We start from the raw sequence: 23,922 nt of genomic DNA, 5'->3' as shown, positions 1-23,922 counted from the left end.
TTGTTTGATCGTTAAAATGATACATCAATTCCAAAACCGTAATACTTCAAGGTAGGGTAGTTCCGTGCACTATTCGCACTACCGCTCATATTGGCATCGAGTTCCGACGATTCCGGATCGATCCAAGAGTTTTTAGAGAAGGTAAGCAGGTTTTGTGCATTGACAAATGCCCGAATGTTCTTTAGACCCAACTTTTGGCTCAAGACCGTCGGTATGGTATAGCCTAATTGGATGTTCTTTAACCGAATGTAACTCCCACTGAATTTGAATAAATCGGATCCCATCTGGTAATTATTCGTTTGCGAGGTTGAGCCGATTGCGGTGAGCCGAGGCCAGCGGGCATCGGTATTGGTCGGTGTCCAGTAATCCAACTGATGTTGGTAAATTACGTACGAATAGTTTTCATGGAAAGGTTCTACAATTTCTCCACGTACGAGCATATCGCGTTCGCCCACTCCTTGCCAGAGCATACTTAAATCAAATCCCTTATACCGTACATCATACGTAAATCCGAAGGTATAACGTGGAAATGCATTCCCCAATACAAAACGATCTTTCGAATCAATGACACCGTCATTGTTGCGATCCACATACTTCACATCTCCCGGACGCAAGTCAGATGCATTAATTCCCACAGGTAAGGCTGACGTTTCAATTTCTTCCATGCTCTGGAAATAACCTGCAGTTTTGTAACCATAATATGCTTGGTACGGCAATCCTACGCGAAGAATCCGACTCATGCGATCGGCAGTATAAATGCTTTCGCCCCCTTCCACAAAGGTCATTTTGTTACGGGTATCGCCCATATTGGCGCCGAAAGTATGATCGAACGCACCAGTTTTCAGATGATAGTTTATGGTTAACTCCCAACCTTGGTTCTTCATTGATCCGGCGTTGATTTTCCCTGGTTTTGTACCATATACTGTTGGCACCACCGGATCCATCAAAATTTCCGTTGTTTTACTCTGAAAATAATCAAAGGATGCATTAAGCGCCCCATCTAAGAAGCTTGCATCAATACCAATATTAGCCGTGTGTACTACCTCCCATTGTAAATTAGGGCTACCAATAGTAAATCCAGCACCCGACACACTTCCATTATTAAAGCCATAGGTATTTGGATAAGATGTATATGTCGTAAAATAGAGATAGTCATCAATATTCTGATTTCCTAAGACGCCATATGATGCCCGCACTTTTAGATCGCCGACTTTATCGCGATATCCTTCCATAAAACTTTCTTCAGACGCACGCCAACCTAAAGAGCCTGATGGAAAGAATCCCCATCGATGTTCTTTTGGAAACCTCGACGAACCATCATAACGGAAGCTAAATTCGGCCATGTACTTATTATCGTAGGTATAATTACCTCGACCAAAAACAGAGTTGATGCTTCGTTCCGTTGTTCCTGATGGCGTGGTATAACTATCGCTTGTTGTAATTTCTGTTTCTGAAATTGGCGTTCCCAAAACTGGATCGGTAAACTTCATCTTCACCTCGTTTCGATGACTGGTCCAAGATTCATTCGAAGCACCTAACACACCAGACACGTCATGCTTTCCGAACGTTTTGTTATAATCTAACAATAATTGGTAGTTCAATAATGAAGCTTTCTCGTTGAAATCTTCTGTATTACGGGTTGAATTAACAAATACTTGAGGTGACTCTGCTTCTGGTGAGGCATATAATGGTACCTGTATGCGGCGTATGAAGCGATGGTCTGAACGCAAATCCGCACCGAAAACCCCCCGTAATTTGAGGCCATCCATGATTTTATAATCCAGACCCAAGTTGATATTAATATAGTCGTTATCAGAGTTTTGATACCCTCCTTCATTTAATTCTGCCAGTGGGTTCTGATCGGTCAAAGCATCGTTAATTAGGTATCTGCCATTTGCGGCCTGCATTTTATAGTAATAATACGTAGGAATACGAGTGGAATTGATGATGGCATTACTAGCGGTGCTAGCTCTTCCATTATTGCGTGAATAAGCCACAATAGAAGTTAATTTAAAACGCTTATATTCGGTAGTAATGTTAGAACGGAGATTAAACCGGTCTATACCAAAACCATCACCCACAAAATTACTTCGCTGGTTAAAATAACCTCCTGAAAATAAATAGGTAGTGGTTTCACTTCCACCTGCTACGCTCAAACTGTAATTCTGCTGCGGAGCTGTCTTCAATATCTGATCAAAATACCAAGACTCTTCATTTTGGTGTTCATACAAATCACGAATTTGCGCTGGTGTATACTGCGGTGCTTGCCCTACATTGGTTAATGCTACGTTTTTTAAAGTGGCATTTTGGTAACCCGTTACTGGTCTAAACAGTACATCGGCATCTTGGGCACCAAATTGCATTCCTAAATTCACAGTGAGTGGCTGATTTTTGCTTCCTTTCTTGGTAGTAACTAAAATGACGCCGTTAGCTGCACGAGATCCGTAAATGGCTGCGGAACCAGCATCTTTTAAAACAGAAATCGATTCAATATCGGCCGGGTTCAATTTATTCAAGCTACCGGCTTCTACAATCAAACCATCGATTACGACTAACGGTGTATTGTCGCCAATAGTAGAAAGACCCCGAACATTCAGATTCATCTCATTGTTATTCGGATCCATACTCCGCTGTTGGATGGCCAAACTGGGTGCGGCACCCTGCAAGGCTTGGGTTACGTTGGCTACTGGGCGATTTTCGATTTGCTTGGCCCGTACCTGATCGACAGAAGTCACCAACTTTTTACGCGTCGTGGTACCATAACCCACTACTACCACCTCTTCCAGGTTAGCCACATCATCGCGCAGTATAATGCGCCAAACCGACTCATTTGCCACTGCTTTTTCTTCTGAAACGTAGCCAATAGCGGTAAAGAGCACTACCGTTTGGCTGTTTGGCACACTCAGGGTAAAATTACCCTTGGCATCTGTTGTCGTTCCCACATTGGCGTCTTTTATGCGCACCGACACACCCGGAATGGGTGCTCCCTGCTCATCCACCACTGAACCGGTAATGGTTTGTTGTTGTGTGAGTGTCGTTGCAGCTTGCTTCTCGATCAATACCACATTATCCTTGATACTGTACTTGAATGGCTTGTTGCGCAAGGCCATATCCAGCACCTCGGTAAAGGGCTTATTGGCGACGTCTAAGTCTAATTTTTGATATGCTTTGAAATCATCCGGCGAGTATAAAAACTCGTATCCGGTTTGTTTCATAATGGTTTTAAATACCTCCGTCAGGCCTACACCCCGGAGATTGACGGTTATCCGCTGCGCGTAAGTAATCTTCGCGCTGGCTTGCAAAACCGTAAAAAGTAATATGAACACGGTTAGCTTCATAATCATCGCTATTTTAAACAGGGCATTAAATTTCAGCCCATAGCAATATATCCTGCATTTTCTATACATTTGTTTACAAAGATTTTAAAACTGGTGTGATGAATTAGTTTTAATTGTCTATTTACCTAGTAAAGCTTCTTTACTAGGGGAACCGGGAATGTTGGCGCATTTCCGGTTTTTTCATGGTGTACGTTTCAACTCATATGCATTTGTTTAGTTTATTGATGTGTTAGTTAGTTATATTTAATATGGACATGTTTTCCATTTACAGCGTAAGAAAAACCACCTAACTGCCCCAAGTAATTTAAGATTTCCCGAAAATCGCGCTTTTTAGAAAACCTTCCTGCCACGCGCTTTTGGGGCAAATCGTCCTCTATTCCAATTTGCAGATCATACCAACGCGCCAACAAGTGTGTTACTTCTTCCAAAGGCTGATCGAATACAAAAAAACCATCCTTCCAAGCTGTTGCCAGATCTAAATCGGCTCTGATCTTCTCCATCGGACGGTTCTCTTGATTACTGATCACCTGATCACCCGGCTGTAGTTGGATGCGTTGATTTTGATAAGACACTGCCACCCGTCCTTCTACCAACGTCGTTTTTACTTCACCTTCATCAGCATAGGCAGACACATTAAACTGTGTACCGGTCACACTGATTTCGCTCTCCTTACATTGCACGAAGAACGGCTTGTTCTTATCGGCCGCTACATCAAAATACGCTTCGCCATTCAATATGACCCGTCGTTCATGGTTTCCAAAGCGAACGGGATAACGCAGCGTAGAAGCGGTATTTAACCATACTTTTGTACCATCAGGTAAAATGAGCTTAAACTGTTTTCCTTTAGGTATAGTCAATTCGTTATATAGCTGCGTATCATCTGTACCCAAGGCTTCTTCATTCAGCTGATAAACCAATTCATTGTCTTCCTGGTGAGCGATGGTTACGCCACCGATATCGCTAATGGTCTGACCGGCTGTTGCCGACTCCAAATTAATGGTTTGGCCACTGGCTAGCTTCAAGGTAAGTTTTTCTACAACAGGTGTTATGGCTGTAAGTTGTGCTCGCTTAGATTCGTCAGGTCGGTAGGAAAAGTAAAAAAGCGCTATTCCCACAACACAAAAGCTAACAATAACAGCGTATTTTAACCAACTAAAGCGACGAGATTTAACAGGAATCTCCGGTATGGAGAAAAGCTGATCGTCAAGGTGCTCCTTCATCCGCACCTCTAGACGCGTACGCTCCGCATCATTAATCGATTCGGTATATTCCCCTTCCGTATCAAATGCTGCATAATAACGTTCTACAAAAAGTATCTCTTCTGGAGTCGCCTCGCCTGCTAGATACTTCTTAAAGATACGTTTGTACTCTTCTTTACTCAGTTGCATTTATTATTGGTTTGCTATAGGATAAGATACGTGAAAGGGGAAATAGCCCGTGGCTTTTTTCATTTTCTTCTAATAAAACAGTTAATCACCTGTTTTTCAGGAAGAAAAAAAAATAAAAGAAGGTTTATTTTAACACCTTTTGTCTTGACACAAAAGGTGACAAAAAGTCAAGGCTGCATGATCTTCGCTAAAAAATTGGCACCACCCGCAATGAAGTGGAGCCGTTCGTTTCACTTCACTTCCTCACTTCATTTCCTGTCCATCCCATCACCAATTTTTCTTAACGCTTATCTCATGAGGCCGTTCAGCTACCGCACAGGCCCATGGAGTTTGTGCTATTAGCACCATGCATGCTATCTTTGCAAGCCATGCACAATCCGTTCCAAAGTACGAAAATGGCCTAGGTCTGTGGAGGCAGCCATCGGCAGTCGGCATGCCCTAGCATCATGTTTTGCGAAGCATGCAGTTAAGTAGCAAAAGAGGAAACGAAGGGTTGGCCAGTGTAATGGGGTGGCTCCTTTTGTGGCTGGGCATGCCGGCAACGAATGGCAACGGAACAGGCCAGCCAGGCATTTTGTGGTACTTTTTTGCGGAAAAAGTACCGGATAACTCCGTGCGGTTCCGCACGGAAAGCCTTTGCGCGAAGGGCAATCGAATCAAAGTTGATTAATAAAAAGTTCCTTTGAACATATGTTAATAGTTTATCAGAAATAAACTATTAAAAACAAGACAAACACAACCACAATATAGGTATCATAAACATCGCAGCGCGAATTTTATGACTAATCTTTCCTAATTGGTTGCGTACGGTTTTAGGTGAAAGGTTTAACTTTTCAGCTATTTGCATAGCGGAGAAATTTTCAAGATACCGCATCCTGAAAATGAGTTGCTGTTGTGAAGTTAGGTTTGCTATCAATGCCTCATAGGCCAATTTTAGTTCTTGATACAATAAAGCTGCATCTGCGCTCTCTGATAAGCCCTTGAGGTGATCGAGTAACTCGGGTACCAAACGGTATTTACTTTCCCTTTCTAATAAACGTACTACCCGATTTCTAGTAGCGATAAATAAATAACTTTGAAGGTCTTTAATTCCTTGTTTACCCCCATGATGCCATAACTGCGTGAAGACGTCTTGGGTTACATCTTCGGCTAGGCTCACATTGTTCAGTCGTTTATAAGCACTATTGAAAACAAACGTCCAATACTTCTTATACAGCACATCGAACGCAAAACGATTTCCATCGCTTAATTGTTTTAGCAATAAGCAATCGCTATCCCGTTCTTGTTGATAAACAGTTGGCATAAATGTGGTTAAGCGCTTTGCAGGCAATGTTAAGGATAAATTTGAGAATTTGCAATAGCTTAACTTGGCCGTTATATAAATTTAACATATGATATACAAAACTCAGCAACCATAGGTTCAAATGAGTATTAAAAATGCCTCTAGAAAAAATTATTTATATTTATCCACTACCATCAAACAATAGCATACACATGCAAAGAGAAGAGCAAATAACAGCCGCATATTTTGATTTACTAGACCAACATTTGGATGATTTATTAACCGGAAAAGCAATGCAGATGTTTGAATTGAACCAAATAGCTGATCGGTTATCCGTACCCCATAAGCAGTTAATCCAGCTGATGAAAAAGCAATATGGGCAGCATCCGTGTTTTTTCTACGATCAAAAAATTTTAGACAAATCGAAGCAACTTTTGCGCGATTCTGACTGGCCAGTAGCTAAAATAGCACTTCGGTTAACGTACGATCCTTCTAACTTTTCCAAATTTTTCAAAAAATATACCCAACAAACGCCAGGCCAATTTAGGCGGCAGGCGTACCTCGAGAAAAGCAAAAAAGAGAAAAGTTCACCATAGAACCAACATCGATAATAAACAACTTTGTGCTCATAGTAATCAAAACAAAAAAATTATGGCACGAAATGATCTGAAAGACAAAGTTGTTCTTATTGCGGGCGGAGCGAAAAACCTAGGCGGTTTATTGAGTATAGACCTAGCAACAAAAGGTGCTAAGCTAGCCATTCATTACAATAGTGAGCAAACCCAGGCAGCAGCCGAAAAAACCCTAGCGGCCATTCAGGCCAATGGCGGAGAGGCATTTTTATTCCAAGCCGATCTGACCCAAGTAGCTGAAATCAAGCGTTTCTTTGATGAAACCAAAGCGCGTTACGGAGGCGTTGATATTGCCATCAATACGGTAGGTAAAGTGTTAAAAAAACCTTTTGTAGATACGACCGAAGCAGAATATGATAGTATGTTCGATATCAATTCCAAAATTGCTTATTTCTTCATTCAAGAAGCAGGAAAGCAATTAAACGATAACGGAAAAATCTGTACCATTGTTACTTCCCTATTGGCAGCCTTTACGGGCTATTATTCTACCTATGCAGGAGCCAAAGCACCGGTTGAAGATTTCACCCGGGCTGCTTCAAAGGAATTTGGACAGCGTGGCATATCGGTAACTGCCGTAGCACCCGGCCCGATGGATACTCCTTTCTTTTATGGACAGGAAAGTGACGATGCAGTAGCTTACCATAAATCGGCTTCCGATTTAGGTGGATTAACCAAAATTGAGGATATAGCACCTCTAGTGGAATTTTTAGTGACCGATGGCTGGTGGATCACTGGGCAAACCATTTTTGCCAATGGGGGTTATACTACACGGTAAAAAACCACAATGGTTCAGTGTAAACATTTCATTATGCTGAACCACTTTTTATGGTTTCACAAAACGAATTACGGCAGGTGTCTCCATTTTATATCCAAATGGATCCTCGGCTTCTATATGTAGCTGATGAATACCTGATGGCGTATTTATCGGCAATAGTTGCTGCCATATATGCGGAGAAAATCTTTTTCTCAAAGGAATCAAGCGGCTACCTGTGGTTGGATATGTTTTGGAACGATTCTGTTCAATAATATGTAAAACATAGGGGTCAATGCGCCGTACTTTTTCCATCTGCAACCAATCTCCTCCGTCTATTTTCATGCGCACCCGGGTGCTATCGCCTCCAGCGTAGATGTTACTAATCACCGTATCGCCATTCATCGTTACACTTGCTTGATCAGATGCATCCAATCCGATTCCCTTATACTGTAATGTATACCCTTTTTTATTAAAATCAACCGTGAAATAGTTTCGTGGACTCCCATCCTGCATCAATGCATGTGGAATGCCCTGCCAGTCTTTTTCGCCCGTCCACCAAGTTCCCGAAGGCGCTCCGACCACGATTTCCTGTATGCGACCATGGTCTAAAAAATGCCGACTGATGGTATGCATATGGGCAGATAAAATCAAAACCTTGCTGTGCGCCTTCAAAATATCCAATACCGCATCCTTATTTCTGGTAAATACCATGGGGATATGCTGGCAAATCACCACCTGCCGGTCTTTGGGTACATATTTCAAGTCATTCGCCAGAAAACGCAGCTGCACTTCGTTTAAACGCCCTTCGTATGAACGTTTACCGGTTGCATATACATTATTGAATACAATAAAATGGATATTCCCATAGTTAAAAGCGTAGGTAGATGCACCAAAATTTTCGTTAAAAATATCGTCCTTATAAATGGCCTGTTCTACATTCCGATCATGGTTTCCAGCCACTGCCCACGAATGGACCGGTAACGTGTTCAACATATTTTTCATGGTAGACATATGCTGTAAATTATCGTTCAGCAAGTCTCCCAACACCATATGGAATGCCATATCCTGACGGCCCAACAATTCTTTAAACAGCGTTTTATTGGCATAGGCAATCTCAGCCGTATCACCCACTTGAATATCGCCAATGGCTCCTATGCGAAATGATGGAGATTGCTTTTCCCGAACCAACGGAAACAGGATTTGTTCAGTAGCTGTAGGCATTTCACCTTCCTGAAAATAGAAAAAAGCGGTGTTATTTACTTTTTCTCCTTTTTTAAAGGACGTGTATCCTGTTGGTATGATAGGGAATACCGACATACCCGGTGCTGCCGGTATGGCATAATTACCCCGTTTATCGGTTTGCACGACCGTATCGCCATTAGAAATCAAGATATGTGATAGGCCCCGTTCTCCTTTATCATACAGCCCGTTTTGGTTGCGATCCAAAAAAACAGATCCGTGTACGAGGATATCCGATTGTGCCCAAAGGCAACCAGGTATACTCAACCAACCTAATAAGATAAATATTCTTTTATCCATTTCTGTTATGAAAAGAGGGGCTCAAAAAGCCCCTCTATACTACCTAAATTGACTAATTATTTTGCAGGCACATCGTATTTATACAACGAAACTGCTCCCGCCTCATTTACAAATGCAGCATATCCAACGCCATCAGGAGAAAAATCCAAATACACATCAGCCACGCCCAGTTGAGATGCTTCCAACACTTTGGGTGTCGTCCAGTCTTTTGTTTCACTATCCAGTGAAACCACTTCCGGATACATTTGCTCATTTCTATACAAGACAAAAGGAACCCCCGTTGGCGATACAGCCAGAGATAGATAACGGGTAGTGTTCAAGTCAAATGGAAGCACGTTACCCACCTGGCTCCATGTTTTCGTTTCTGCATCGTATTTCTTCACACGAGGGTTATACGTGCCATTGGTAGCGGCGTCGTCCGCAGCGATTACATAGATGTTACCGTTATGATCAATATCCATATCGAAATCGCGGAAACTTAAATTTTCTGCACCTGGTTCGAGCACCATATCGGCAATGGTTTCCCAGATATTATTTTGATATTTGTAAATAGAATAGGTTTGCGTGCCACCGTAGTTAAACACGCCGAAATAAAGCGCGTTCCCTACTGTCTTGCTCGCTTTCCAAGACGCACTGAGACTGCTTGGACGGCCAGGAATCTCGTTGTTGTTAGACCAAGAACTTCCGTTAAGATAAGAAATACCTAACGCCCTTCTTGGTAATATTCCCTTGCGCTCTTCGATGGTATTGAATACCACCGGTTGTTGATCGACCGGATTGATACCCACTTCTATGTACGATACTTTTCCATCCGTTAACCCTTTACTACCAACCAAAGACCAAGCATTATTCTGTAACTGCTTTACGCTTCCTGCTTGTGAAATATCTGCTGTATAATCCAAATATGCAGCGTAGGTTTTACCATCTTTGTCGAAAGCAATATCCAGATAGCTTCCTACCTGACCATCGGAAACACCCTGATCGGAGCCCACAAAACTCCAACTATTGTCTTCGAATTTGACCATAAATGCCTTTTCGTCGGCACTTTCCTCCCGGTTGCCCTTGTATAACACATAGGGTATACCATCAACCGGATTCACTTTCATCACGATGTTGTTCGTTTCATCCGAAGAATAGGTCGATAATTTTGTCCAAACGTAATCGGCCGCGTTCACTACGGTGACGGTATAACGCGCATTGGTTTGCCCCTCGGTTACGATATAATCTACCGGTGTACTGAAATCCTGCACGCTATTTCCGGATTGTTGAATCTCGCCATTGACTGTTACGGTTGTGTTTGGAGAAGCAGTAAACTGCGCCACCAATTCAGACCGATCAATCTCTTTCGGCAAAGCAATGGTAATCGCTGTTCCTGTAACCGCAGAAACTTCGTAATCTTGAACAATGACACCTTCATTGTCGGCTTCATAAAAACCAAAACTGAGCAATTTCGGATCGGCTTTGGTTACTTCATCGTCGTTACTCTTGCTGCACGATGTGGCTAATATGCCTATAAAAGCCATTAGCAAATAGTTTTTAAATACAAATTGTTTCATACTTTTTTTGCTTAATTAATTGTTTGGTTCATCCTATTTATTTTCTGTATTATTTTCTTGCTCTTCACCTGATTTCTGTGGATATAAAATGGCATGAAAGGGCGTTGTTTCCAACATATACGCTGTGAGCATTTGAGCCATGTCAGCGGCCGAAACAGCTTCTGCGAGTTCCGTGTACCTGTTCACAAAATTCCAATCGGTATCATGGTTAAAAATACTGTTACGGATATATCCGGTCCAGAAAGCATCCCGTTGTTTATCAGCTTCCATTTCTTTCAGCAGATTTTTTTTCACATCGGCCAACTCATTTTCAAACGTCGCTGGCTGTGCAGCCATTTCCGTTAAAATGTGCTGTATACTTTTCAATAAAGTTGTTACATCCGTAGGCTTGCTATTGAAGCTGATGGTAATGCGGGTAAGTGGTGTTGGATAGGGCGTAGCACTACCGGATACACCAACGCTATACACCATGCCCATTTCTTCACGTAGCTTTTTCAACAACTTCATACGCAACACGGCTGTTAACATCTCCAGTTTCATATTCAATGGGTTGTAACTTCCCAAGAATTGATCTTGCTGGAAAATCAAGGATACGGTTGCTTTAGGCGAATCACCATTGTAGCGCACCAGTGAATCCGGTTCAGATTTCGGACGGACATAGCGATATGTAGTATCCGAATGCCCCGAAGGTAATCCGCCTAAATATTGCAAAACCAGTTTCTTTACGGTTTCATTTGCCGGATCGGCCGTTACAATAAAGGTAAATCCGGTTGCTGTACCAAAAGCCCGACTAAAGATGGGAAGCATACGATCTGATTGAAGCTGATTTTGAAGTAAGGTGTCTGTTAAGGGTTGGGTGGTGTAATTCCGACCATTGACCAATGCATTCAAATCTCTTCTGAACAAACTGCTCGGTGTTTGATTGGTGTTTCTGGCATTTTCAACTGCCTTTTGCTTCATGAGCGAAAAGACAGAATCATCAACCTGAGGTGCGGTCCATTTCAAATAAATCAATTCGAACAGGGTTTTCATATCTGCTAAATCAGCACTGCCGGCTATCCCTGTCCGGGTTTTATCAATTAAAAACCGTACAGAAGCTGAATTCCCGGTCAAGAATTGCGACAACGATTCCCTGGAAAAACCTCCTGCACCACTCAATGCTATCACGTTGGTAGCGAACAAGCCACTCACATAATCACTTTCTTTAAAGGTATATAGCCCCCCTTTTCGGAAACCGGAAACGGTAACTTTTCCGTCGTTCTGCAAAGGTTTCCGAAAAATAACGGTAGCGCCGTTGGATAAAGTCATCTGCATGGCTTGTAATGGGGTCATTTGAACCGTATCAGTCAAACTGCCCGATTGAGGTGCTGCATCTAGAAGCCGATCGATATGTTGCGTATGCTTTTCATAAGCTTGAATAGGTGCCTGTTTCACTCGATCAAACAGTTGCTTGATTTCGTTGTTAGCAGGCATTGAATCGGCTACTTGCTGATAGCCTGTCAAAAGATATTGTGCATTATCCAACTGATACGCCTGCCTGAATGCACGGAACAAAGCCAACGAATCGATACCGCTACTGCACGATTGAAACCAATTGTTTTCGACTTTTGTCGAAATGAGTGGTTGATCGCGGTAAAAATCGGCATAGATATCGTCCATAATCGATGCCGAAGGTATGAGCCGATCAGGTTTCATTTTTTGCCGCAGTGCCAAGGCATAACTCTTTTTCACGGTTTCAATCTCGTTCTGGGTAAAGCCATAACGACGCATTTGTTCCAGCTGTTCTGCAAATACGCGTATGGAAGCCACGGGCTTTTCTGGATTAATTTCCACGGTAGCCATGATGACATCTTTCGTATTTAAGAATCTGGAACGCTGCAAACTGGCACGTACATAGGGTGGACGAGCAAATGCCAGATCAGAAAAACGTCTTTTAATCAGCATCTGTACCAAACTTCTGGTTAAATAGCTCCGATAGTCGTCTTTACGTTTAACAGGTGGAGGAGAATCAGCCAACTGCAACAAACTGAGTTCTATTTTTTGTTCATGACTGTTAAATACCCGTTTAAAACCAGGTGCTTTATAATCCGAAATACTATAATCAGGCACTACGGGTTTCTTCATTGTGGGTTTATAGTCAAATTTTTCATGCAGCAGTTTGATGATCAACTGCGGATCAACATCGCCTACAACAGCCACCGCCATCAGTGATGGATGGTACCACTGTTGATAATAAGCTTGCAAGGCTTCGCGTTTAAAATGACGGATAATAGCGGTATCACCTATGGTCTTCCGCTCTGCAAAACGCGAATGGTTCAATAATATCGAAAGAAACGCCTCTTGGGCTTCTTCACTGGGGCCTCTTCTGGCCAGCCATTCCGATAAGACCACTCCACGCTCCTTTTCTATTTCGGCACTATCTAAACGCATCCCATGAGCCCAGTCAGCCAAGATGGTCATCGTTTTGGATACCATCGCCGAATCTTTCGAAGGGAGCTGCAGTTTGTAAACGGTTTCGTTATAGGATGTATGGGCATTGAGGTCTTTACCGAATTTGGCCCCTTTATTTTCCAAAAATTTCACCATACCATCCTTTGGAAAATGTGTAGTGCCATTAAAGGCCATATGCTCTAAAAAATGGGCAAGTCCACGCTGACTGTCAGCTTCCACATTGGATCCGCTCTTCAGAAACAAGCGATAGACCGCTTCTCCCTTTGGAAAATGGTTGGGATAAATATAATACGTCAGGCCATTTTCCAGTTTCCCTTTAATCAACTGCTTGTCATAAGGGCTTTGTGCCAGCGAAACTTGGGCAAAAAGCAGTAATGCCAACCACAAACACGTTACATAAATCGTTCTAACCACCACTTCTATTTTACTTTTGTAATAACAAATTTCTTTTGCAATCCATCCGGCCCGGGCAGTCCCATCGTAATACCTAGGTTATTGCTGACCAGTTCGATGGTCAGGGTATTATCCTTATCCGGATCAAAATGCTCACTGGGCAACCATCGGATACGAATGGGTACGTCATAAATACCCGGTAGAAAAACCAATGAATTCCCCTTGGTAATTCGCTCAAAATCAACTCCCTCTTTTAGCCCATCTCCAATAGTCAGTTGATAGGTCACTTCCAGATTTTGAGTCAAAGGGGCTGAACTTAAATAGATGCTGTACGACTTCACGTCAAGTGCTTGGTAATTGACCGTTGCCGAAGAGGCCTCATTATTCATGATATGAATAAACGGTTGATCATAAGGTCTTAACTCCTGTTTACCGCATGATGATAATATCGTTGTCACAACTACTGCACAGATCAGGTAAACGTTATATTGCTTTATCATATCTTATTCTAATTATTGACAGTAGGATTTCCGATCATATTTAAGTTGGCATCCAATTCTTTCTGTGAGATGGGGAGCACAAAACGATCATTCGGATAGCTGATGAACGGAACCGTAGACGTAGTGGTGGCATCCCGCTGTAAATCTTCCTTTCGTCGGGTGATGTCAAAGAAACGGTGGCCTTCAAAGGCAAGTTCTTTCATCCGTTCTGCCGCGATGACATGGTTCAATAGGTCTTTGTTCGAAGTGACTGTAATATCATCGACCGATGTATTAAATGCCCGCGCTTCCAGTTGTTTGATATCGGCCACAGCCTCGCCGAATTGTCCTTTATTCCAATAAGCCTCAGCCCTATTGAGGTACAGTTCAGACACCCGCAAAACCAAGGGGTTATAATGTTGCCTATCGGCATCAACAGCTGTCTGATCGGCATCGAATTTCCGGGTAACAAAAGCACTGCCATCGGTTTCGCTACCTTGATCATTCAAACGTTGCATCAAAATGCTGAACCGAATATCAGTTGGGTCAAAAAACAGTTTGAGCAATGTATCTGTCGGTTGGCCGGCGGGTTTTACGAGCTTACCACTCTCTCCTTTAAAATTGTAGAAATCAAGAAGTGCTGATGATTTATCCAGACCATTTAGACGAAATATCGTTTCCTTCCCGGCATCGTTCAGCGTAAAGAACATATGGGTATAATCATCTCCCCTAGCCAGCGGAATGGCTGCGATGACTGCCGAAGCAGATTGAATGCAGTTGTCCCAATCACCTTTATACAGATAAACCCGCGATAACAAAGCCTGAACAGCTTCATTTGATACGTAAAAGCGCTTATTGCTTCCTTGATGTAAATCGTTTCCTCCTGCGGTATACAATTGCTTGGCCGCTAATAAATCGTTGATGATGAAATCGTAAACCTCTTTGACCGATTTTCTACTTACATTGTCATCCGGTCCGGGTGTTTGCTGTAAAATGGGAACTCCCAGATGGCTGGCATCAGCTGTATAGTTATACGGTTGAGCATATACTCTACATAAATCAAAGTGGCATAAGGCGCGCAGGAATAAAGCTTCTGCACGATAGGTTTGCAACTCCTGTTTATACTGTGGAAATTTTACCTCCAGGTTGGGCAGGTAAAACAAGATATTATTAATGTTAGATAAGGCCACATAAATTTCTTCCCAGATTTTGCCGACCATACCGGTTTCGTCGTCCGCTGATGCATTGAAATTATATACATCACGCTGGGTTTCACTTGCACTGGAAAGGTTCAATAACAGTTCATCACTGGCAATTTCCGGGTATAAATAAAAATGACTGGAATAATAAGCATATGTTGTTGAATATGCCCCTGCCATAGCTGCCCGTATGCCATCCATATCCGAAAAAAGAACTGGAATGGTAGTACGGCCTACCGGTTCTACCTCCAAGAACTTGTTACAGCTCGTTAAAGTACACAGCAGCAATACAGCATAAAATTTTACTTTTATCATCGATTTCTTCATCTTTTACTTTCTAAATTTTTACCGATAAACCTAATGACACCGTCGTTTCCATCGGATAGCCACTGATAGCTTGTTTATATGAATTTTGACCAGCCTGATCATAAGGTGTCCAAAGACCAATATTGTCGATCAATAAATTCACGCTTGCATCGCCCAGTCCAGTACGTCTCAATAATTTCGGATTCAACCGGTAAGACACCGATACATTCTTTAACCTGAAATAGGTTGTGTTATACAAATACCTTGTTGAATTACGCGTTGAATTGGCATTACTCTGTTGCCAGAGTGGTTTGGGAGATGATGCCAGATCTCCGGGATTTTGCCAGCGATCCAATTGGTTAACCGACTGGTTTGTCTCCATCAAATGCAAGCCATCTGATGAGACATTCCGCCCGAAGGAAGTGAATGAATACCCTCCGATACGATAAACAGCCAATACATTAAGTGACCAGTTACCGTATTGAAAGGTATTGGCTAGACCCCCTGTAAATAAAGGAGATGCAGATTTATAGGGTACCCGGTTCGCCAAATCGTAGGTCCGGGTCAGATTTCCATTCACGTCATACCAAAGAGGTGCCCCATCCCGCGGATCTACGCCCGCCCACTTTACCAGATAAAACGTATTTAAATCTTCACCTTCCATCCATATCTGGGTATCGCGCGTTTTGGAGATACCATTGTAAATCTCCAACAGTTTATTGCTGTTGTGTGAGATATTGGCATCGGTTGTCCACAGAAATTTTCCATGCCGTACATTGGTAGACTGAAAAGAGAATTCAATGCCCCGATTTTGGGTCTTACCCACATTGCGCATCACCCGTTGATCTCCTGTTGTGCGCGACACGTCTAGATCCGACAACAAGTCTACTGTCTTTTTATTATACACCTCCAACTCCGCATCGAAGCGATCGTTCAGGTTTACGCGCACACCAAAGTTTGCCATATAGGATCGTTCCCAACTCAATTTTCGGTTCCATACCGATTGCATCACCGTGCCGCTTGTGCCTAAGTAATTGCTGGATGTTCCATAAGTATATACCCCCATGGATTGCAGATCGCCCAATCTGGAATTACCATTTGTACCAAATGAAGCTTTCCACTTAAACACCTTGATGAGGTTGCTGGAGAAAAAAGGCTCGTTATGCATGTTCCATGAGGCCCCTGCCGACCAAAAGTTACCCCAACGTGTATCAGCGCCAAAATCAGAATTACCATCGCTACGCCAATTAAGTGCCAAGTAATACCGGCTATCATAATTATAATTCGCTTGAGCGAAAAAAGAAGATCGCCTTACCCTGGAAGAACTACTCGTGGCATTATCACGCACAGCCGCATAACTTACTTCCTTGATGTGGTCGTTTGCAAAACCAGAGCCGTAAGCTGCCAAGCTCTTATTATCCTGTGAACTGATTTCCATACCCGCGACACCACCAACAGCGTGCTTACCAAAATGCCTATTAAAATTTAAGCGTTCTATGGCCGACCAAATGAGAAAGTTGGCATGCCTCCGTTCAGCCTCGCCAAGCGGATTTCCCGTATAGATATCCATCCCCGACCAGTTGGTTCGGGCATGATAAACATCGCCATGCAGACTTTGAAAATCAGCTCCTACCTGACTGGTCAGCTTGAGACCTTCGAGCACATCGTATTGTAGAATTAGGTTATTCACGGAAGCAAAAGCACGTTGCATATCATCATTCTGATCACGCTCTGCAACCGAATTAAAGAACTTATACGAATGGACACTTGGCACAAAATTTCCATCTTCATCTTGCGTCTTTTCAACGATATCGTACCAAAGCCGGTAACTACCATCTGTATTATAAGGAGACATGATAGGCAGCAATTCATAATAGTCATTACCGGGATTAAATAATTGATTGACATTATAAGAAGCCCCCATAGTCAACGTCATCTTCAATTTTTTTGCCAACGACATGTCCAGGTTTGCCCGAAGCGAGAACCGCTGTTGATCATTGCCTTTAATGGTGGATTGATTCTTGAAATATTCGCCCGAAATGTAATAATCTACCTTGTCCGTACCGCCAGAAACATTCAAATTGTTCTGCAGATACGTGCCGGTACCGTAATATACATCATCCCATTGGGTACTCGTTGTGCTGTATGGGTTATTGGGTAAATCCTGATAAGGAAAATACGTTAAATCGTTATTCCCCGGCACATTAAGATAGGCTTCTTTTGCCAAAGCTAGATACTGATCGGCATCAAGCACTTTAAAACGTGTACCCTCATTAATCTTTGCCAAGCCATAGCGCACGGAAACTCCCAATTTGGGATCACCTTTCCGTCCTTTTTTAGTGGTAATCAAAATAACACCATTGGCACCATCTGCACCATATAGAGAAGCCATGGTAGCGTCTTTCAAAACAGTAATACTTTCAATATCGTCCGGATTGAGGTATGAAAGCGGACTGATGGATGTGCTCATACCCGGGATCATATTGGTACGATCACCCGTAAAAACCCGAATACCATCTACAATCCACAAGGGCTCATTTGAGGCCGACATGGAAGCGGTTCCACGTACCCGCAAATTAAACCGTGGACGCGTACTTGTTGCTGCATCTGTGTTGTAATCAATTTGCAGGCCGGGTACCAAGCCCTCCAACAGGTTGTCGACACGCTGAGCAGGCAGATTTTTAAATTGCTCACCACCAATCTGATAAGCACTACCTACCAGGTCCGACCTTTTCTGTTGTAGACCATAGCCACTTAAGATAACCGCTTCATCCAATTGATTAATTGCCGGTTTTAACTGCACCAGTAGAACCAACTTCGTACCTACCTCTATTTCGCGCGTTTCTTTACCCAAATAGGAAAATACCAGAATAGGTGACGTGACCGTTTCAGGAATTTGGATGACATATTTCCCATCGTTGCCGGTACGTACCGCTACCTGCTTTTGTCCTTTCAAATAAATGGTGGTACCCGCTAGTGGCTGGCCTTCCTCATCGATGACGCGTCCAGTTACTTCCCGAAATTGCTGCGCGGCTTTACCGGCTCCCTTCGAACTTGCTTCTCTGTTTCGAATAATAATAACCTCATCATCCACCTCATAGGTTAATTTGAGCGGCAGTAGTAGTTCGTTCAATACTTCCTTTAATGTTTTCTCACGGGCTTCCAAGTGCTGAACCGTCTTTCCAGATACATCCATCTTTTTATATAAGAATGTAAAGCCACTCAGCTTTTCCAATTGGTCAAAGACCTGTTCGAGCGACACACCGTTTTCGATGATACTTACCTTTATTTCTTGGTTGATCTGCGGAAAGCTTTTGGCATGAATTTGTAATAAAGCCATCAATGTCAGGGCGAACAATCCCCATCTTCGTTTTCTAAGTTGATTAAAATACCTCACGGTTCTCATAAATTGTATTGCTTATTTTCTTAAAGCGAATGGTTACTTCTCACTAATACCTGTTTTCCATGTACCTGAAACGATACATCGCCAAGCTTTTCAAACTTTCTAAACACATCATTAGCATCGGAATACATCTTCATTTTACCACTGACCAATATTTTACTGGTCTGCGCTTCCTCAAATTCAATTGCTAGATTATAATGCCTGGCAATCCGCCGCATTACGCTTTCCAATGTATGATTATCGAAATCCAGCCAGCCGTTTTGCCAAACAATGGCACTTTCACTATCGATTTTATTCACAAAGGTTCTACCAGCCTTCCGGTCAAATACACTTTGTTCATTAGGAGATAGTATACGACTATCTTCATTCGGTACATATACCGCAACCTTTCCTGTAATCAAGGTCGTACGAATCTGTGCATCATCCTGATAAGCCTCTATATTAAATGTCGTGCCCAATACTTCTACCTGAACTTCATCGGCTTCAACAATAAAACGGCGCTTTGCCTGCGGCATGACTTCAAAATACGCTTCGCCAGATAGTTTTACCCGCCGTTCATTAGGCGTAAACGCAGTGGGAAAAGACAAGGATGACCCCGCATTTAAATGTACCCGCGTACCATCAGATAAGACAACCTGATAGGTGTGTTGGTAAGGTACAGTGAGTATATTCAATGCACCCGCATCTATGCCGGTATGGTCTTCCATGATTAATGTCCCGGCATTGTTTTGCGCTATAACTCCATTTTTGCGGATTTGTGTTAGCGTATCTAGCTTGATTTCTTCTCCGGAAGCCAGTTTGAGTATAGGCTCATGTACACCCTGTTGACGTGCGATGAGGATCCGCTCATCAGAACTGCGCAACAAAAAAGGGACAAAAAGGGCTCCACTGACCAAGAGCAACACGATACTTGCTGCAATCAGCCATGTACGCCGTTGCCAAAAAGGAGTTTTAGGAGCTATTAACTTCGTAGCATTCGAAAATGCTTGATTGGCATCGAATGATTGCAACAACGATAGCTCCTTTTCTATTTGAACCTTATCATCCAACTCATGCAACAATTGTGCGAGTTCTGGATCTGCCTGAAGCGCTTTTTCAATCTGCGCGGCTTCATGAGGCGATAATTTATTTAAGCGATATAAAAAAAGGTATTCCGCCGTAATAAACGGATTTCTTTCATCCATATATGGTTATTTTAGTGCTATTACAGATAAGTATAAAAAAAGGATTAGTGAGATTTCATTTTTTTTAGAAATGACGTATACCGATCGCGCCGCTATTAAAAAACGCTTACGGAGAAAATTTGCTATTGTAATTTGTGGAGTAGAAGAAACAGCAAGGGGTATAAATCTTTGAGTGCTGTCCGCAACTGTTTCTTGGCATTGTTTTTATGCACCTTCACGGTATTGATACTGAGCGATAAAAGCTCAGCAATTTCTGGATTACTCTTTTGCTCTAAATAAGCCAGCTTGAATACTGCTGCAGTCTTGTTGGGAAGCGCGTCGATTGCTTGTAGAATCCGTCCGTACAGTTCTGTTCGGACAATGTGATGAAATAAATCGTTTTCCTCGCTTTCGGCAGCAGCACTGAGTTTTTGAGTAATTTTATCGCGGATTATAGACGTATTCACCTCATTCAAACATCGGTTCTTGACACTTTTATAAAGATAGTGTTTCAAATGTGCCTCGTCATCAAACTGAACTTTCTCTTGCCATAGTTTAACAAGGATTCCTTGCACAATATCTTCAGATAGTGCATGGTTACCTAAATAGCCATATGCGAAATGACATAACAGCTGATAATAATTCTTATAAATGGATTCCCACTTATCTCTATCATGGGGGAATCTGTAGGTAAAGGCCGACATCGTTTCACTTCAGGGTATTGCGGGCATGCAATCAACAAACCTAAAGCAAAAATAATTAAAATTATCTGATTATTAAAACGTTCACCATATGCCTCAGAGCAAACGTATCTAATTTTCGAGGGTGTTGATTAAAGAGTCATTATCCCATCCTGCAATAAGCCTTTTACCTTTGATACTTCTATTCCTAGTAGTTTCATTTTTCATGAGGTTAAGTTCATTTTCTAAAAATTCAAGGATTGATTTTGCGGTTTCGTGTTGGGCAATTTGCTTTACACGTGTTAGTGGCTGGTTTATTTGTTCCTTGTAATTGTCTATCTATTGTGCTATTCACTTATTTCGTTATTTATAATTTTTGCAATTCCGCTTTACGTGTTTTCCGTCCGATTAGATATGTCACACCGTAAATAATTAACAAATAAGGTGAATAAAATACAAATGACATTATTGCTTTTAATGGCCATCCTATTCCCATAATGCTTGTCTCAAGACTTTTTACTTTGTCAAGATTCTCCGGTAAAACTTTTCTATAAAATTCAGTTTCATTCATTCCGTCAATGTCATATCCATAATGTTTAAGCAAAAGCAAGTCCGAAGTGTAAGCCCACCAAGCAAAAATTGTTAACAATGCTGTTAGAAACACACCAATTGTCAAGTATGAAACGAACTTATATTTAATCTTTGTCCGATTAATGAAACGAATTAAAAGAATTGGGCTTATTAAAAGTCCAACAAGTAATGTTAAGGTTATTGTAGTTACTAAAAATTCCATAGTTCAGATTATGATTGTCGTCAAAACTTGCCACTAACGGTTTGCAGGTTTGAGAAATTGCGAAATTACTTGCAGAACCTATGTCGCACCGCACCAATTTATAAAAAGAAGTGAAAGAAGCGAAAGCACTTCGCTCGCAATTTTTTAAACCTATTGTTACCTTTAGTTGCATTTTTTTCTTGCGATATTTAAGTTTTTCCAGTTCAGTCGGCAAGTATAGAAATTTCTTTCGGGCTTTGTATGGACTTTGTATGTTACCAATTTAATTTTCCTTTTTTCCAAAGTACAAGTGCTATGACGTTAATAAATATACCAAGAAATATAACTATTAAACCAAGTTGTTTTTGAAACCCATTACGAATAAAATATGCTTTTCCGTCTTTGTCAATGAACTGAACATATCGATTGATTCCACTGTTTTTGGTGTCGTTGGTTTCATAGTAATAAATGTCAATACTATCTTGAATTTTTAAATCATCAATGGTTAAGTTGTTTGGTTCGTGATTAGGTTCATAAATTTCAAACAAATAAGGATAAGTTTCAATTTTTAAATACCGAAATTCACCTTTATTTCTTATTGGTAGGTCTTGAAATGTTCTGTCAAGATATTCTATTGTACCTTTTGATTTTAAATAATCTTCTTTCTTCTTAGAATTATTGAAAAGTGAAAAAACAGCAAGTCCCAAAATAAATAAGGAACTAATAAAGATTCGACGGACGGTAATATAAATCGGCATCTTCTTCTTTCAAATTTTTTAAACTTTTAAATAATAATTCGGTTCTTTTAGTTTTTTGTGTTATTAGGTGCCGAATTCTACATCCAAAGTTGATTTTTGAATTTCGGTCATTGGTACACGCAGTCGAGTAGCAATTACAGGTAACGGCTCGGGGCTTGGCGAGGGCGGGGATTTTCAGCCGAAAATCCTCAACCGAAGCCGAAAAACCAAATATAAAGAAAATGTTTCAATAGAAACGTTTTCGCCCCGCTCTTCAAACCCTTGTTATGTGCTGGGCTTTCGTCCACAGTTTTTGTCAAAAGAGCCGTCGACAATGGTCTGTCAACGGCTCTTTAATTTTTACTCTGTTGTCCGAATGATTAACAAGTTCGGCATTGAAGTTACTGTCACTCGTGAATCAATTTGGAAGCCGAGATTTTGTAACCAGTCGCCACAGAGTTTGATTTCTGGGACGTCTTTCTGACTGTATTTGTTAAACCTTGTCTTTGGTTGGATTTTCAGGCTACGCACATCAGGTCTCCTGATTGTTTGTCTCTTGTTGTTTCGCATAACTTTTTGATTTTTAAAAAGGGGCCTGACGGTGCTGCGAAACAACAAGAGAACTTGTAGGTTACGGGACTTACACCCGCTCTCCGCCAGGCTTTATCTTTGATTTCTAAATTTGATGAATTAAACATTGAATTTCTCTTAATTGTTTCGCACTTCAAAGATAGAAATTTTATGGAAACCTACAGCGATACTATTTTATAAATTATTTTTGGGAGTAAGTTGAGCTTTGTGTATGATGTTTTTTTATGTCGGCAATAATTAAGGAAGAAAGCGCTTCGATTTTTCCCCGCAACAACCATTTTGAAACAGCCATTTTTACGCCTTCCAACCATATGTAAAATACTGATTGTCAAATGTACCATCTTCATAAAGATCAACCATGGCGTAACCATTTTTTGTTGCATAGCGATCGCCTTTCCACCAATTGCCGCTTACGGCACCATTGCTGATATAGGATACGCCTTGGTATTTGACTTCATCGGTTAGGTGGATATGTCCGCTCAAAGCCAATTTTACTTGCGGATGTTGGGTAAATAAAGTTACTACCCGTTCGGCATCATTTAATATCGATCCTCCGCCGAGATCATAACCGGTATCGGTTTTTCCGAGATGGCCAACTACCAAGGGAGCAGCAGACAAAATGGGTGCATGCGATAAAATAACGGTATGTTTATCCCGATTTGCCGCCAAATCCTGTCCCAACCATTCAAACTGGGCATCATCTAGCTGGCAGGCATACCACTTACCATCATTCGTACGCGGTTGGATGCTATCTAACACCACAAAATGCCATCCCGCTTGATCAAAACTGCGGTAGGGTTTATTTAAGCGCATCATGTCTAAGGCATAGTTCTTTCCATATAGCGGATCGCTTTTCTGACCAGCCCCCCAACAGTCGTGGTTGCCAATCGCATATTCTAGGGGCAAGCTGTTCTCGCCCGTCATCAACTGGTGCCAAAGCTTCCATTGCGTTTCCACACGGTCTTTCGGTTGTTTGAGGGCATCCATAATACAATCGCCGGTATTGATAATGAGTGCCGGTTTTTCGGTATGCGACTGCACATGATGTAAGCAGGAAGCTAGCCATTTAGGCGCATCCAATTCTGGCTGCATATGCACATCCGTTAAATGAGCAAAACGTAAGGAATGTTTAGCGGTCTTGATTATATCATTTGCTTGGTCCAACGTATCGGCAAAAGCCGAATTGCCCAAAACTAAACCGGAAAGCGTACCGATACCTAAACGCTTTATTAATGATCTGCGATTCATTTGCTCTTTTA

Annotated in this window: 17 protein-coding genes; 2 read left to right on the top strand and 15 right to left on the bottom strand. The window is 41.8% G+C overall.

Annotated features, from left to right (window positions below):
• Nucleotides 1–11: 11 nt before the first annotated feature.
• From ABD930_RS14915 to ABD930_RS14905, 3 genes are all read right to left on the bottom strand, one after another.
• Nucleotides 12–3,338, bottom strand: coding sequence for a TonB-dependent receptor (locus ABD930_RS14915; protein WP_345232539.1), 3,327 nt, complete (start codon nt 3,336–3,338; stop codon nt 12–14).
• Nucleotides 3,339–3,571: 233 nt separating this feature from the next.
• On the bottom strand, nt 3,572–4,726 hold the full coding sequence (locus tag ABD930_RS14910) for a FecR family protein (protein WP_345232538.1): 1,155 nt from the start codon (nt 4,724–4,726) through the stop codon (nt 3,572–3,574).
• A 718-nt stretch (nt 4,727–5,444) separates the two neighbouring features.
• Nucleotides 5,445–6,029 (bottom strand): RNA polymerase sigma factor, encoded by a 585-nt coding sequence (locus ABD930_RS14905; protein ID WP_345232537.1) that lies wholly within the window; start codon nt 6,027–6,029, stop codon nt 5,445–5,447.
• Between the two features lie 191 nt (nt 6,030–6,220).
• Here ABD930_RS14905 and ABD930_RS14900 point away from each other — a divergent pair, with 191 nt between their 5' ends.
• Nucleotides 6,221–6,604, top strand: a complete 384-nt coding sequence (locus tag ABD930_RS14900) for a helix-turn-helix domain-containing protein (protein WP_345232536.1) — start codon at nt 6,221–6,223, stop codon at nt 6,602–6,604.
• Between the two features lie 55 nt (nt 6,605–6,659).
• Entirely contained in the window at nt 6,660–7,415 is a 756-nt protein-coding gene (locus tag ABD930_RS14895; RefSeq protein WP_345232535.1) for an SDR family oxidoreductase, read from the top strand.
• 48 nt (nt 7,416–7,463) lie between these two features.
• Here the strand turns inward: ABD930_RS14895 and ABD930_RS14890 are convergent, their stop codons facing one another.
• From ABD930_RS14890 to ABD930_RS14840, 12 genes are all read right to left on the bottom strand, one after another.
• Entirely contained in the window at nt 7,464–8,933 is a 1,470-nt protein-coding gene (locus ABD930_RS14890; RefSeq protein ID WP_345232534.1) for a calcineurin-like phosphoesterase C-terminal domain-containing protein, read from the bottom strand.
• 56 nt (nt 8,934–8,989) lie between these two features.
• Entirely contained in the window at nt 8,990–10,489 is a 1,500-nt protein-coding gene (locus tag ABD930_RS14885; protein WP_345232533.1) for a hypothetical protein, read from the bottom strand.
• 33 nt (nt 10,490–10,522) lie between these two features.
• Nucleotides 10,523–13,354, bottom strand: a complete 2,832-nt coding sequence (locus tag ABD930_RS14880; RefSeq protein WP_345232532.1) for a M16 family metallopeptidase — start codon at nt 13,352–13,354, stop codon at nt 10,523–10,525.
• 5 nt (nt 13,355–13,359) lie between these two features.
• Nucleotides 13,360–13,833 carry a hypothetical protein gene (locus tag ABD930_RS14875; protein WP_345232531.1) on the bottom strand — a complete coding sequence of 158 codons (474 nt, stop codon included), beginning with the start codon at nt 13,831–13,833 and terminating at the stop codon, nt 13,360–13,362.
• Nucleotides 13,834–13,841: 8 nt separating this feature from the next.
• The gene (locus ABD930_RS14870) at nt 13,842–15,326 is read right to left on the bottom strand and encodes a RagB/SusD family nutrient uptake outer membrane protein (protein ID WP_345232530.1); all 1,485 of its coding nucleotides are present in this window, start codon (nt 15,324–15,326) and stop codon (nt 13,842–13,844) included.
• A 22-nt stretch (nt 15,327–15,348) separates the two neighbouring features.
• The gene (locus tag ABD930_RS14865) at nt 15,349–18,723 is read right to left on the bottom strand and encodes a SusC/RagA family TonB-linked outer membrane protein (protein WP_345232529.1); all 3,375 of its coding nucleotides are present in this window, start codon (nt 18,721–18,723) and stop codon (nt 15,349–15,351) included.
• 20 nt (nt 18,724–18,743) lie between these two features.
• Nucleotides 18,744–19,904 carry a FecR domain-containing protein gene (locus ABD930_RS14860; protein ID WP_345232528.1) on the bottom strand — a complete coding sequence of 387 codons (1,161 nt, stop codon included), beginning with the start codon at nt 19,902–19,904 and terminating at the stop codon, nt 18,744–18,746.
• 122 nt (nt 19,905–20,026) lie between these two features.
• Nucleotides 20,027–20,587 carry an RNA polymerase sigma-70 factor gene (locus ABD930_RS14855; RefSeq protein WP_345232527.1) on the bottom strand — a complete coding sequence of 187 codons (561 nt, stop codon included), beginning with the start codon at nt 20,585–20,587 and terminating at the stop codon, nt 20,027–20,029.
• A gap of 343 nt (nt 20,588–20,930) precedes the next feature.
• The gene (locus tag ABD930_RS14850) at nt 20,931–21,356 is read right to left on the bottom strand and encodes a hypothetical protein (RefSeq protein WP_345232526.1); all 426 of its coding nucleotides are present in this window, start codon (nt 21,354–21,356) and stop codon (nt 20,931–20,933) included.
• Between the two features lie 254 nt (nt 21,357–21,610).
• The gene (locus ABD930_RS14845; protein ID WP_345232525.1) at nt 21,611–22,093 is read right to left on the bottom strand and encodes a hypothetical protein; all 483 of its coding nucleotides are present in this window, start codon (nt 22,091–22,093) and stop codon (nt 21,611–21,613) included.
• 339 nt (nt 22,094–22,432) lie between these two features.
• On the bottom strand, nt 22,433–22,642 hold the full coding sequence (locus tag ABD930_RS21895) for a SymE family type I addiction module toxin (protein ID WP_425571136.1): 210 nt from the start codon (nt 22,640–22,642) through the stop codon (nt 22,433–22,435).
• A gap of 315 nt (nt 22,643–22,957) precedes the next feature.
• Nucleotides 22,958–23,911: a metallophosphoesterase family protein gene (locus ABD930_RS14840; protein ID WP_345232524.1), complete on the bottom strand. Its 954-nt coding sequence runs from the start codon at nt 23,909–23,911 to the stop codon at nt 22,958–22,960.
• Nucleotides 23,912–23,922: the final 11 nt, after the last annotated feature.

This window comes from Olivibacter ginsenosidimutans (assembly GCF_039542865.1).
Lineage (GTDB): Bacteria > Bacteroidota > Bacteroidia > Sphingobacteriales > Sphingobacteriaceae > Olivibacter > Olivibacter ginsenosidimutans.
The sequence above is the reverse complement of the archived record's forward strand: the minus strand, read 5'-3'. Positions and strand labels throughout refer to the sequence as shown.